This window comes from Streptomyces sp. NPDC088246, from assembly GCF_044741025.1.
Classification (GTDB): domain Bacteria; phylum Actinomycetota; class Actinomycetes; order Streptomycetales; family Streptomycetaceae; genus Streptomyces.
In genome coordinates this window covers 84,528-97,962 of the sequence record NZ_JBIURV010000013.1, presented here as the reverse complement: position 1 = coordinate 97,962, position 13,435 = coordinate 84,528, and the positions used below count along the sequence as shown (strand labels likewise).

The window sequence follows — 13,435 nt, the reverse complement described above, 5'->3', positions numbered from 1 at the left end:
GCTCAGGCGTCGATGCGTGAGCGGTCCAAGGTGGCGGCCGAGCTGGTGATGAACTCCTTGCGCGGCGCCACCTCATTGCCCATCAGCAGATCGAAGACCTGCTCGGACGATTCCAGGTCGCCGATGTTGATCCGCCGCAGTGTGCGGTACCGAGGGTCCATCGTGGTCTCCGCCAGCTGGTCGGCGTCCATCTCGCCCAGACCCTTGTAGCGCTGGATCGAGTCCTTGTACCGGATGTTCTTCCGCTGCAGTTCCAGCAGCCGCTGACGCAGCTCGCCGTCGGAGTACGTGTAGATGTACTTGTCCTGGCCCTTCTTGGGCTGGACAAGCTCGATCCGGTGCAGCGGGGGCACGGCGGCGAAGACCCGACCTGCCTCGACCATGGGCCGCATGTAGCGCTGGAACAGCGTCAGCAGCAGAATGCGGATGTGCGCGCCGTCGACATCGGCGTCCACCAGCAGGACGATCTTCCCGTAGCGAGCGGCGTCGATGTCAAAGGTCCGCCCCGACCCGGCTCCTATGACCTGGATGATCGCACCGCACTCGGCGTTCTTCAGCATGTCCGAGACTGACGCCTTCTGGACATTGAGGATCTTGCCCCGGATCGGCAGCAGTGCCTGGAACTCGCTGTTCCGGGCGAGCTTGGCCGTACCGAGCGCGGAGTCGCCCTCGACGATGAAGAGCTCGCTGCGGTCCACGTCGTCGCTGCGGCAGTCGGCAAGCTTCGCCGGCAGCGAGGAGGACTCCAGCGCTGTCTTGCGGCGCTGTGCGTCCTTGTGCTGGCGGGCCGCGATGCGGGTGCGCGCGGCCGCCACAGCCTTGTCCAGGACCGCCCTGGCCTGGGCCTTGGCATCGCGCTTCGTCGAGGTCAGGAACGCCTTGAGTTCCTTGGCCACGACGTTGGCGACGATCCGGTTGGCCGCCGAGGTGCCGAGCACCTCCTTGGTCTGGCCCTCGAACTGCGGCTCCGCCAGTCTCACGGTGACGACCGCGGTGAGACCCTCCAGTGCGTCGTCCTTGACGATGTCGTCCTCGGCGACGCGGAGCAGCTTGGCGGAGCGCAGCGCCTCGTTCACCGTCTTGGTCACGGAGCGTTCAAAACCGGTCACATGGGTGCCGCCCTTGGGGGTGGCGATGATGTTGACGAAGGACTTGAGGTTGGTGTCGTATCCGGTGCCCCAGCGCAGGGCAATGTCGACGGCGAGTTCGCGGGTGACCTCGGTCGCCGTCATGTGTCCGCGCTCGTCCAGGACCGGCACGGTCTCCTTGAACGTGCCCTGACCGGTCAGGCGCAGGACGTCGCAGACCGCCTTGTCCTGGGCGAGGTACTCGCAGAATTCACTGATTCCGCCGTCGAAGCGGAAGGTCTCTTCGGTCTTGCCCTGGCCGTCGAGAGCGCGCTCGTCACGGACGACGATCGTGAGGCCGGGGACGAGGAAAGCCGTCTGCCGCGCCCGCTGGTGGAGCGTCTCCAGGTTGAGCTTGGCGTCCTTGAGGAAGATCTGCCGGTCCGCCCAGTAACGCACCCTGGTGCCGGTGCGCGCCTTCGGCACCCGCTTGCCCTTGAGTAGGCCGTTGGCCGGGTCGAACGGGCTGTCGGGCCCCTGCTCGGTGAAGATCCCCGGGACTCCACGCCGGAAGCTGATCGAGTGGGTCGCGCTGTTGCGGTCGACCTCGACGTCCAGCCGGGCGGAGAGCGCGTTGACCACGGAGGCGCCGACGCCGTGCAGACCGCCCGACGCGGCGTACGAGCCGCCGCCGAACTTTCCCCCGGCGTGCAGCTTGGTCATCACGACTTCGACGCCGGACAAACCCGTCTTGGGCTCGGCGTCGACGGGGATGCCACGCCCGTTGTCCCGGACCTCCACGGAATTGTCGTCATGGAGGATGACCTCGATGTGATCGCAGTAGCCACCAAGAGCCTCGTCGACCGAGTTGTCGATGATCTCCCAGAGGCAGTGCATGAGACCGCGGCTGTCGGTGGACCCGATGTACATCCCGGGACGCTTGCGAACCGCTTCGAGCCCCTCGAGTACGAGCAGGTGCCGCGCGGTGTAGTTGGAACCGTCTCGGTCTGCTCCGGTCAGCAGCGCAGTGGACGGCACGGACGTATCGGCGGTCACGCGGTTCGCTCCTCGCTGAATTTCATTTGGGGCCCAGTCGGTAACGGGCTCGGCTTCGGTCGCCGCTGAGAGGGTACCGAGGCCTGGTAGAGCGGATGTAACGCCACCCTCCGAGAACCCTCACACTAGTCCAGCCTCGCATACACGTTCGATCCCTCGCAGGAGTGACGCGAACATCACGTTCCCTTCCAGGCATGAACCATTTAGGCTCCGGGCACGTCCTCATGAACAAACCGGCAAGCCAGCCGGGAGGATCCACCAAGACAAGCAACGCGAAACCGTAGCGCTACGCAATACGGCACATTCGCCGCCAACCGGCAACAGACAGCCATCTTGAGAAGAAGTTTCGAAGAAAAGCCACGAGCGGGAACGTTTTCGGCCTGGTTGGATGTTGACCCTGGTACGACAGCTCGTCGAGCTAGAGAAGAGGCGACGTGACTACTGTTCTGACCCCCGCGAGCCCGCTGACCGCAGCAGACCGCTGTGACCGTTGCGGCGCCCAGGCATATCTGCGCGTCGTCCTGATCAGCGGCGGTGAACTGCTCTTCTGCGCCCACCACGGTCGCAAGTTCGAGCCGGAACTCAAGAAGATCGCCGCGGAAATACAGGATGAGACGGACCGGCTGACGGCCGTGCAGGCCCAAGCCGCCGAAGAGGAACAACACTGACACCTCGCATCCACGACGAGCCAGGGTCGGGTCCCGGACCTGACGGCGGGCGGCTTCCCGAGTGGGGAGCCGCCCGTTCTCGTACCCGCAGTGATGTCGTTCAGCTGCTGCCCGGCATCCAGCCGATCGCAGCGGAGATCCGCGTGTACACGCCAGGGCTCCCGACCCGGGCGCAGCCGTTCCCCCAGGACACCAGCCCGATGAGCCGCCCACGGGCCACCAGCGGCCCGCCGCTGTCACCCTGGCATGCGTCGTGCCCACCCAGCAGTTCGCCCGCGCAGAGCATCGCTGAGGCGTCGTACGTACCGTCTCTGCCGCCCGGGTAGGCCTGCCGGCACAGGCTGTCCGGCAGGACGCTCACTTCGGCGGAGCGGAGTGACGACGCATAGTCGCTGTTGCCGGTCGTGTCACCCCACCCGTAGACGACGGCGCCGGTACCCGGCTCGTATGCCGCGTCACCGGATTCAGCCATCGGGATCACGCTCTTGGCGGGCAGTTCGTCGGCCAGGGTGAGCACCGCCAGGTCCCCCGCGTTCGTGGTGGGGTCGAACCTCGGATTGCTCCACACCGCCTGCACCGGTGTCTCCTGCCCTCCGGTCCCACGCAGGGCGTCCCGGCCGGAGATGACCCGCAGATCGTGCACCTCGCCGACATCGACGCCGAGCGCCTCCCGGCTCAGGCAGTGCGCAGCAGTCAGTACCTTCTTCGGCGCCACCACGACACCGCCACAGAACTGCCCGGCGCGCGTCTCTCCGAACCGGTCGCGGCTGGACAGTGCCACAACCCAGGGGCTGTCCTTGACGTGCGCGGGCTGGCCACCGATGACGATGCTGTCCGAAACAGCCGTAGCGGGGGATCCGAGCGCTATCGCAGCCGTGGCGGCAACAAGGGCGAACACCCCGGCCATGGCGCGAAAAACTGTACGGGACATGCACACTCCTGACTCTGTGGTGAACCATTCCCACCCAGAGTCATCCGACCTGCCGCCGACCGCACCCGCAGATAGGCCGAAGGCCCGGCTCCCTACGGGATCCGGGCCCTCGGTCTGTGCGCTCCTGCGACCTAGTCGAGGTAGTCGCGCAACACCTGCGAACGCGACGGATGGCGCAGCTTCGACATGGTCTTCGACTCGATCTGACGGATGCGCTCGCGCGTCACGCCGTAGACCTTGCCGATCTCGTCCAACGTCTTCGGCTGTCCGTCGGTGAGACCGAAGCGCATCGAGACCACGCCCGCCTCACGCTCGGAGAGCGTGTCGAGCACCGAGTGCAGCTGCTCCTGGAGGAGCGTGAAGCTGACCGCGTCGGCCGGGACGACCGCCTCGGAGTCCTCGATCAGGTCACCGAACTCGCTGTCCCCGTCCTCACCCAGCGGGGTGTGGAGGGAGATCGGCTCACGACCGTACTTCTGGACCTCGATGACCTTCTCGGGGGTCATGTCGAGTTCCTTGGCCAGCTCCTCCGGAGTGGGCTCGCGGCCCAGGTCCTGGAGCATCTGGCGCTGCACACGGGCGAGCTTGTTGATGACCTCGACCATGTGCACCGGGATGCGGATGGTGCGGGCCTGGTCGGCCATGGCGCGGGTGATCGCCTGACGGATCCACCAGGTGGCGTACGTGGAGAACTTGTAGCCCTTGGTGTAGTCGAACTTCTCGACCGCGCGGATCAGACCGAGGTTGCCCTCCTGGATGAGGTCCAGGAAGAGCATGCCGCGGCCGGTGTAGCGCTTGGCCAGCGAAACCACGAGACGGAGGTTGGCCTCCAGCAGGTGGTTCTTGGCACGGCGGCCGTCCTCGGCGATGATCTCCAGTTCACGCTTGAGCTTCGGCGCAAGCTTGTCGGAGTTCGCCAGCTTGTCCTCGGCAAACAGACCGGCCTCGATGCGCTTGGCGAGCTCGACCTCCTGCTCGGCGTTGAGGAGAGGAACCTTGCCGATCTGCTTCAGGTAGTCCTTGACCGGGTCAGCGGTGGCGCCGGCGACGGCGACCTGCTGCGCAGGCGCGTCGTCCTCGTCGTCGTCGGAGAGGACGAAGCCCTTGTTCTCGCCCTCGCCCTCCTCTTCCTCGCCCTTGCCGGCCTTTACTTCTTCGGCCGCCTCGTCGCCGTCGAGGAGCTCGTCGTCCTGCTTTCCGGACTTCTTCGTTGCTGTCTTCTTGGCCGCCGTCTTCTTCACGGCGGTCTTCTTGGCAGCCGTCTTCTTGGCTGCCGTCTTCTTCGCAGGGCCGACCGCGGCGGCGTCGTCAGCCACCACGTCCACGGTCTCTGCCGACGGGGCGGCAGTGGCCGCGACGGTCCTGGTCACGGTCGTCTTGGCCGCGACAGTCTTGGTGGCGGTGCGCTTGACCGGGCTCTTTGCTGCGACGCTCTTGCGGGCACGCTTTGACGGCTCCGCGGCACTGACCATCAGCGTCACACCCTCTTCCTCGAGGATCTGATTGAGGCTGCGCAGAACATTCTTCCACTGGGTTGGCGGAATCTGGTCAGCCTCGAAGGCCCGACGCACGTCATCGCCGGCGATCTGCCCATCAGCCTTTCCCCGCTCGATGAGCGCCATCACAGACTCGGACTCGGCGATCTCCGGCGGGAGCGTACGGGATGTGCTGGCCGACACGAACAACCTCTCGGAACGATGGAAACGGCTTCCGGCCCGGCCCTGGAGAGGGCTGGAACCGACGACCGTCGGGCTGGGAATGTACCGACGGCGCGGGTTTGGCCTCAGAACTGCACAGCGCACTGAATGGCTGCTGTATTCCTTCCGCGGCGGTCACCTCTTAAGTCATCGCACTGTTTCGAGGAGTGTTACGCCCAATCCGCGTGGCCCGAGTCACACCTCATTTGCGACGAACGTGACCAGAGGTACCATCCCCCACAATTGTGCCGCCGGACCGCTGGGGCCCGGCGACACGTGGTTCGTACACCCTGGCCGTGTTGCGCTCAGTGCTCGCGGGGCGCGGGCACCACCCGCTCCACCTCGGGGTGGACGACGAGCAGTTGACGCATGGCAGCTTCGGCGCCCGCCGAGTCGCCGGATGCGAGGGCATCGACGATCCGGGCATGGTGACCGAGGGATGTCTCGCTGGGGCGGTCGCAGCCCGTGACTGGACCGCCCGAGACCTGCAGGGCCGCCGAGACGATGCCGGAGAGGTGCTCAAGCATGCGATTGCCCGCCGCCTGGATGAGCAGGGAGTGGAACTCCGCGTCGGCCCGGGAGCAGGTGATCCCGTCGCCCTGCCCGAGCGCATGCCCCATGATCTCGACCATGTCACTGAGGCGCTGCTGAAGGTCCTCACGGCCGTGACCTGCGGCAAGACGGGCAGCGAGCGGCTCGATCGTCCACCGGAGCTCCCCCAGCTCACGACGCTGATCCTCGCGCTGAGGGCCGAAGGCACGCCATTCGATGATGTCAGGGTCCAGCAGATTCCAGTCACTGACGGGGCGGACCCGGGTACCCACATTGGGCCGGGCACTGACCAGGCCTTTGGCCTCAAGAACGCGCAGCGATTCACGTACGACGGTGCGGGAGACCTCGAAACGCTGACCGATCTCTTCCGGCACGAGGGGGCGGTCGGCGCCCAGATCACCGGAGACGATCATCTGGCCCAGCTGCTGAACGAGTTGACCGTGGAGGCCACGGCCACGACTGGCTGAGCCTCGTCGGCTCGCCCGGCCGAGCTCGGCATCGGGACCGTCCCAGGAGCGAAGAGCGGCACGCTCGCCGGCCGGCGCCTCCGCATACGGGTAGCGGTCGAGTTCACCCGGGCCGGCGAGGCCGGAGTCGGCGGAGCGGGCGGCGGTCATCATGGTGTGCGCAAGGGTACTCACGCATCCTTTGTCGGCGCAGCCCAGCCGACCCTTGAGGTCTTTGGTGAAAAGCACACGAAAGGGTGATCGGCACCCACCCCCCAATTGACGCCTTATTGGTTGAAATCGGGCACCCTCAAGGAAGTTGTGAGGCTCCGAGCGATCCGCCACCGCGCTGCGATCACCAACGGACCCTGCCGCGAAGGCTGGTGAACAGATACGCACAGATCAGGACCGACAACGACAACGACAACGCGGCCCCCACCGGGTGTGCCACCACGCGCACGACGGCCGCCACCCATCGGTCCGCTTCCTGCGGCCAGCGCGGCCACACCAGCTCACGGAGCCTGGTTGGAAGCCCGACGACCGGACGAGAAGCCGGCCCCGTCAGCAAGCCCTGGACAATCGGCACGACGAGCACAGGAATGGCAAGTACCGCAGCGATACCGGCCGTCGTCACCCTGAAGACTCCGGCGGCCAGGAGGCCCGCCCAGGCGCAGCCCACGGTCAGCCCCGCCCAACTCGCACTCAGATATGCCGAATTCGAAGGAACCTTGATCTCGTTGCCGTACACAAGGTGAAGGGCTTCGGCGGAGGCCAGCACGACAGCCAGAGCGAGCACCAGGGCGACGCCCGCTGACACCACGAGCTTGGCGAGAAGCAACCCCAGGCGGCGGGGAACGGCGCCTCGGCCCGCCGCCAACGCGGGGTAGCGGAACTCGTCGCCGAACGAGAGGGCGCCGAGAAATCCGGCCCCGACCGCTGCGGGCGGCAATGGCAGCAGCGACGGCCAGGCCGCCAACACCTTCGGCAGCTGATCATGGCCGGAGCGGGCGAGCAGGACGGAAATCCCGACCGAGGCGACCAGAACAACACCCACGATCAAGGCTGTTGTCCTGACCCCGAGGAGGCGGCGCAGTTCGTAGCGCAGCGGGTGGAGCGGGCCATGGGGCGGGCGGCGTCGGATCGGCGGCGAAAGTTCCGAGCCGGCTGCCTGTGCGGCCGGTCGCGGTTCGACTTGCCCTTCGCCTTCACCGACAGAGGGGTCTGCGGCATCTGCAGGTTCCGTGGGACCGGTGTCGCCGACCTCGTCGGCGAGCCGGTGCACCGGGAGCCCGTGCCGGAATGCCGCGTCGCCGATCTCCGCACAGGTGGAGCCGTACACGGAGAGGAGGCTGCCCGCTTCGGTGACCACCTCGACCGAGCGCCTGGCCGCTCGGGCCTCGCGGCTGACGACGGCGGCAAGGCGGGCTGCGTGTGGGCTACGGACCACGACCCGGGGGCGGAGTCGGGTCCGGGAGAAGTCCCTGATGCTCTGGTCGGCGACGAGACGTCCGCCGTCGATGGTGACCACATGGGCGGCTGCTCGCGCGGCCTCCCTGGGATCGGTCGTGGTGTACAGAACGGTCCCGCCCTGTGCGGCATGGGCCTGCAGCAGCCCGTGCAACCAGCACTCCTCGTGCGGAGAGAGACCTTCGGCGGGGTCGTCGAGGATGAGCGTGTGCGGGTCGCCGAGCAGCGCCGAAGCGAGGGCGAGCAGGCGGTCCATGCCGAGCGAGAGTGTGCCGATGCGCTGGTCCCGGAGTCCGGCAAGACCGACGGCCTCGAGCAGTTCGTCGGCCCGGGACGCCGGTACGCCTGCGGCGGCGCAGAGCATGCGGAGCTGACTGCGGGCGGTGCGGGCGGGGTGACCCGGCACGTCCCCGAGGAGTACGCCCACCTCGCGCGCGGGGTGCGGGATGCGGTGCAGCGGTCTGCCCCGAAAGTAGGTGACCCCCCGCCCCGAGTCGAGTTCGAGCATCAGACGGAGGGCTGTGGTCTTGCCCGAGCCGGGTGCGCCCAGAAGTGCGGTGACGCGGCCGGGCCGGGCTTCGAAGGTGAGATCGTCCACGGCGGCCGGAAGGCCACGGCGGCGGGTGCTGGTGAGTCCGATGGCCTGGAGCATCGCTTCTCTCGCGGAAGGTGAGACCGCTCGGCGGCAGGGAGGGTACCGCAGCAAGATAACGCGACATATCCGACTTTTTGCGCAGCGCCGACCTTGCGGGCGTTCCGCAAGGTCAGACTTCTGGCCTCAGCATCGGCGGGTTGAGTACCGTGGCCGCACCGGCCCGGAAGAGCTGGGCAGGGCGGCCGCCCTGCCGAGTAGTCGTCCCGCCGGCAGGCACCAGGAAGCCGGGCGTACCTGTCACCTTGCGGTGAAAGTTCCGCGGGTCGAGAACCACGCCCCACACCGCCTCGTACACCCTCCGAAGCTCACCGACCGTGAAAGCCGGCGGGCAGAAAGCGGTGGCCAGGGAGGAGTACTCGATCTTGGAACGCGCCCGTTCGACGCCGTCGGCAAGGATCTGCGCATGGTCGAAGGCCAGTGGGGCCTGGTTTTCGCCCTCATGGCCGAAGCCACCCTCCGGTCCGAGCAGATCCACAACGGGCGCCCAACGCGCACTGTTCGCATCGCCGCCTGCCCGGGGGGCCGGAAGATCAGGGGCCAGAGCGAGGTGAGCAACGCTGACAACCCTCATCCTGGGGTCACGCCCGGGGTCGCCGTAGGTGGCGAGCTGTTCGAGATGGGCGCCGTTGCCCACCGCCGGGGCTGCGGGATCCTGGGCGCACAGGCCGGTCTCCTCGACGAGCTCGCGCGCTGCTGCGGCTCCGAGATCCTCATCGGCTTTGACGAACCCGCCGGGCAGCGCCCATCGGCCCTGGAACGGCGGCTCACCGCGGCGTACCACCAGCGCGCAGAGCGCATGACGGCGCACCGTGAGCACGACCAGGTCGACGGTGACAGCGAAGGGCGGGAAGGTCGACGGGTCGTAGGGCGGCATGCGGTGATCATAGTCGTCTGCCTGACGATAAACACTCCCTTCGCCGTGCTCTTCGTCCGTCATGCCGCCAGATTCCTCGCTGTGGTCCCGGCCCGCTCACCGGCCGGTGATCTCCAGGGCGCCGGTCATGGACGCCCTGGAGATCACCGAGTCCGCGCACCATGGCGACTCCTGCCGGCCGCCCCCGCAGCATGAGGGTCGAACCGCAGCTGGCCTTTGAGTCGGCACCGACTTCACCACAGTGGGCCGTGTACACCCTCAAACCGGTGTCGTACGAAGCACCGGCCGCCCTCACAGCCTCCGGCGACGGCCGTCAACGACGACAACCCGGGCGCTGCCGGCCTTCGTCAGGGGCGGAGCGACAAAGCACGAGGGTCATCGACCGCTCCTGGACCCGCGACGGCTGGGGGATGCTTGCCCTGGCCGGCGTCGGGTGGTTGCTGTTTCGGGACGGGCGGAGCCGGATGGGGTCTTCCTTCGCCGTGCGGCGGTCGGGCGTGCCGTGCGGGACCGCGTGCTCCGGTCCGTACGGTGGCCACGACGGCCCGAACGAGCACTGCGCTCCCCCCGTAGACAGCGACGCAGCGTCTCCGGATCAAGGCCTTGGTTGCACGCCTCATGGAGAAGTTGAGCAAAGGTGTACCCGGGATCCACCCGCAGGGCGAGACCCAGCGCGACCCGTGCGCCCGGTTCATCGCCCGTCGACCAGGAAACCCACCCGGCCAGGGTCAGCGGCGCCGCGGCGTGCTCCTCGTACGGTGCGACGCAGCGACGGGACAGCGCCCGCCAGAGTCGCAACGCGGAATCGGCTACGGGCCCTTCCATCCATTCGGCGGCCTTGTCACGGGTTTCCCGGTCCTGCAGACCGAGGATCACCGCAGCGGCCTCGTCATGGCTGATCAGCCGGTCGTCATTGATGTCCGACGCGGAGGACACCGTAACCGGGGCCTCCCTGAGGCGTTTCATGAGCCTCCGGGCAAGCCCCAAGGTCCCTCGGGCCACGTCCTTGCGTCCCATCTCGTCGAGAATCTTCGGCACCAGCTCGGCCCCGGCCGAGTCGAGTGCCCGTTGCTGTTCTGCAGCCGCCGTCGTTTTCAGGGGTGCGAGCCTGGCCTCCATCTCCCGAAGTGTTCCGCGCACCTGAATGCCCGCGTATGCGGCGGCAGCCGCCATCACCGAGGTGCCGGGCAGAGCCAACTGGTTTCCTTCGACCGGGCAGCAACGCTCGTCCGGGCAGCAGTACGACCAGTACCGGCCGGCAGAGATGCAGAGCGCTTCGAGTACGGGTACGTCGAACGCACCGCAGGCCGTACGCAGACGCTGGGCAAGGGGCTTCAGCCGCTCCATGATCTGACTGCCGCTCTCACCTTCGGCAGGATCCTGGCAGAGGAAGATGACGATCGCGTCAGGGCGCTCCCCACGCCGCTCACTCCCCTTGATCAGGCTCTCGGCAAGCTGCTCGGCGACGGGTGGCCATTCTTGCGGTGACTGCGGGATGCCGAGCCTGAGCCGCCCGCCGAAACGGCCCCTGCCGCCGTGCAGGGCGACCATGACCACGCTGTCGTTCGGGTGGAACCCCATGAGATAAGGGAGGGCATCGGCGAGTTCGGCAGGCCCCCGCAGAGTGATCTGCTGCTCGTCGGCCGGACCGGTGGATTCGTGGTGCTGGTTCATGGCATGACCGTCCCGCGGGCGGCCAAATTCCGCGACCCCTGTGGATAACTTTATCCACAGGACAGCGGGGCCGTTCGCGGTTTGTCGTAGCCATCGGGTTGCATGGGGGCATGACCAACGCAGACCGCGCAGAGCTCAGGGCTTCAGCCGATTCCGTACTTGCCCGACTCGTCGGGGACACCTCAGGCGCTGCACGGCTGCGGGAGGACCAGTGGCGGGCCATCGAGGCTCTCGTCGCCGACAAACGCAGAGCCTTGGTCGTCCAGCGAACCGGCTGGGGCAAGTCCGCCGTGTACTTCGTCGCGACGTCGCTGCTCCGTGCGCAGGGCAGTGGACCGACCGTGATCGTGTCGCCGCTGCTGGCATTGATGCGTAACCAGGTCGCGGCAGCGGCTCGGGCCGGAATCAGCGCCCGCACGATCAATTCGTCCAACACCGAGGAGTGGGACACCGTTCAGGCCGAGGTGGCGGCCGGGGAGGTGGATGTGCTGCTGGTCAGCCCCGAGCGGCTCAACAATCCCGATTTCCGGGATCAGGTCCTGCCCCGGCTTGCCGCCGCGACCGGGCTGCTCGTGGTCGACGAGGCGCACTGCATTTCCGACTGGGGCCATGACTTCCGGCCCGACTACCGACGTCTGCGGACCATGTTGGCCGACCTGCCTGCCGGCGTACCCGTGCTGGCGACCACCGCCACCGCGAACGCACGGGTGACCGCGGATGTTGCTGAGCAACTGGGAACCGGCGCGGGTACGGATGCGCTCGTACTGCGTGGCCCGCTGGACCGTGAGAGCCTCAGCCTCAGCGTTCTTCAACTGCCCAATGCCGCGCATCGGCTGGCCTGGCTGGGCGATCATCTCAAGGAACTCCCCGGCTCGGGGATCATCTACACGCTAACAGTCGCGGCGGCCGAGGAGATCACCACATATCTGCGCCAGTGCGGGCACACGGTGGCGTCCTACACCGGCCGCACCGAGAATGCCGATCGTCAGCAGGCCGAGGACGACCTCCTTGCCAACCGTGTCAAGGCCCTGGTGGCAACGTCCGCGCTGGGCATGGGATTCGACAAGCCCGACCTGGGTTTTGTCATTCATCTCGGCTCGCCTTCCTCCCCCATCGCCTACTACCAGCAGGTGGGACGCGCGGGCCGCGGTGTCGAGCATGCGGAGGTGCTGCTGCTCCCGGGCAAGGAGGACGAGGCGATCTGGCAGTACTTTGCATCGGTTGCCTTCCCTCCCGAGGAGCAGGTCCGGCGGACGATCGATGCTCTCGCCCAGGCCGGCCGTCCACTTTCGCTGCCGGCTCTGGAGCCGTTGGTCGACCTGAGACGCACCCGGCTGGAGACCATGCTCAAGGTGCTCGATGTCGATGGCGCGGTCAGGCGGGTCAAGGGCGGCTGGATCGCCACGGGTGAGTCTTGGGTGTACGACTCCGAGCGCTACGCCTGGGTGGCCCGCCAACGGGCCTCTGAGCAGCAGGCGATGCGCGATTACGCGACGACGACCGGCTGCCGGATGGAGTTTTTGCGCCGCCAGTTGGACGACGAGCAGGCAACCGTGTGCGGGCGCTGCGACAACTGCGCGGGAGCCCGCTTCGACGACCACGTGTCCGATGTGGCCCTGGACGGTGCGCGGGGCGAGCTCGGCAGGCCCGGCGTGGAGGTGGAGCCCCGCAAGATGTGGCCGACCGGTCTCGCCGCCGTGGGCATTGATCTCAAGGGCCGTATTCCTGCCGGAGAAGTGTCGTTCACCGGCCGCGCACTGGGCCGGCTCTCCGACATCGGCTGGGGCAACCGGCTGCGCCCGATGCTGGCGGCGCAGACACCGGATGCCCCCGTGCCGGACGACGTGACCAACGCGGTGGTGAGCGTGCTGGCCGACTGGGCCAAGGGGCCCGGGGGCTGGGCATCCGGTGCCGAGGACGCCGCGCCCCGACCGGTCGGGGTGGTCACCATCGCCTCGCGCAGCAAGCCTCAGTTCATCCAGTCACTCGGCAGCCGCATCGCCGAGGTCGGCCGGATGCCCCTGCTCGGCAGCGTCGCCTACGCCCCGGCGGCCGCCGGGGCACGGATCTCGCAGACCAACAGCGCACAGCGGGTCCGGGCTCTGCACGAAGCACTGGTCGTGGAGCCCGAGCTGGCCGACGCCTTGGCCACGGCGGGCGGTCCCGTGCTGCTTGTGGACGATCTCTCGGATACCGGCTGGACACTGGCCGTGGCCGCGCGGTTGCTGCGTCGGGCCGGGGCGCAGGGAGTGTTTCCGCTGGTCCTTGCCGTTCAGGCGTGACAGGAGGCGTCATCCAGGCACGGCGTGGGCAGGGATATCAGAGTCATTCCGGCTGATTCCCGTCAG

The 13,435-nt window shown here is 67.7% G+C and carries 9 protein-coding genes; 2 read left to right on the top strand and 7 right to left on the bottom strand.

The window, feature by feature from the left end; translation table 11 throughout:
* Positions 1–2 precede the first annotated feature (2 nt).
* Positions 3–2,123, bottom strand: a complete 2,121-nt coding sequence (locus tag ACIPEK_RS19620; RefSeq protein WP_401997528.1) for a type IIA DNA topoisomerase subunit B — start codon at positions 2,121–2,123, stop codon at positions 3–5.
* Positions 2,124–2,557: 434 nt separating this feature from the next.
* On the opposite strand from ACIPEK_RS19620, the gene ACIPEK_RS19615 reads away from it, so the two are divergent.
* Positions 2,558–2,791 (top strand): hypothetical protein, encoded by a 234-nt coding sequence (locus ACIPEK_RS19615; protein ID WP_024489001.1) that lies wholly within the window; start codon positions 2,558–2,560, stop codon positions 2,789–2,791.
* A 100-nt stretch (positions 2,792–2,891) separates the two neighbouring features.
* Here ACIPEK_RS19615 and ACIPEK_RS19610 read toward each other — a convergent pair whose 3' ends face one another.
* From ACIPEK_RS19610 to ACIPEK_RS19585, 6 genes are all read right to left on the bottom strand, one after another.
* Entirely contained in the window at positions 2,892–3,722 is an 831-nt protein-coding gene (locus ACIPEK_RS19610; protein ID WP_401997525.1) for a S1 family peptidase, read from the bottom strand.
* 131 nt (positions 3,723–3,853) lie between these two features.
* Positions 3,854–5,401 carry an RNA polymerase sigma factor gene (locus ACIPEK_RS19605; RefSeq protein ID WP_383073666.1) on the bottom strand — a complete coding sequence of 516 codons (1,548 nt, stop codon included), beginning with the start codon at positions 5,399–5,401 and terminating at the stop codon, positions 3,854–3,856.
* A gap of 323 nt (positions 5,402–5,724) precedes the next feature.
* Entirely contained in the window at positions 5,725–6,612 is an 888-nt protein-coding gene (locus tag ACIPEK_RS19600; RefSeq protein ID WP_401997522.1) for a FadR/GntR family transcriptional regulator, read from the bottom strand.
* Between the two features lie 160 nt (positions 6,613–6,772).
* Positions 6,773–8,536, bottom strand: coding sequence for an ATP-binding cassette domain-containing protein (locus tag ACIPEK_RS19595; protein ID WP_401997519.1), 1,764 nt, complete (start codon positions 8,534–8,536; stop codon positions 6,773–6,775).
* 112 nt (positions 8,537–8,648) lie between these two features.
* Positions 8,649–9,413: an NUDIX domain-containing protein gene (locus tag ACIPEK_RS19590; RefSeq protein ID WP_383073659.1), complete on the bottom strand. Its 765-nt coding sequence runs from the start codon at positions 9,411–9,413 to the stop codon at positions 8,649–8,651.
* A 375-nt stretch (positions 9,414–9,788) separates the two neighbouring features.
* Positions 9,789–11,087, bottom strand: a complete 1,299-nt coding sequence (locus ACIPEK_RS19585) for a DUF4192 domain-containing protein (protein WP_401997516.1) — start codon at positions 11,085–11,087, stop codon at positions 9,789–9,791.
* A gap of 110 nt (positions 11,088–11,197) precedes the next feature.
* Between ACIPEK_RS19585 and ACIPEK_RS19580 the strand changes: the two genes are divergently transcribed.
* Positions 11,198–13,369, top strand: a complete 2,172-nt coding sequence (locus ACIPEK_RS19580; RefSeq protein ID WP_401997513.1) for a RecQ family ATP-dependent DNA helicase — start codon at positions 11,198–11,200, stop codon at positions 13,367–13,369.
* The last annotated feature ends 66 nt before the right edge of the window (positions 13,370–13,435 follow it).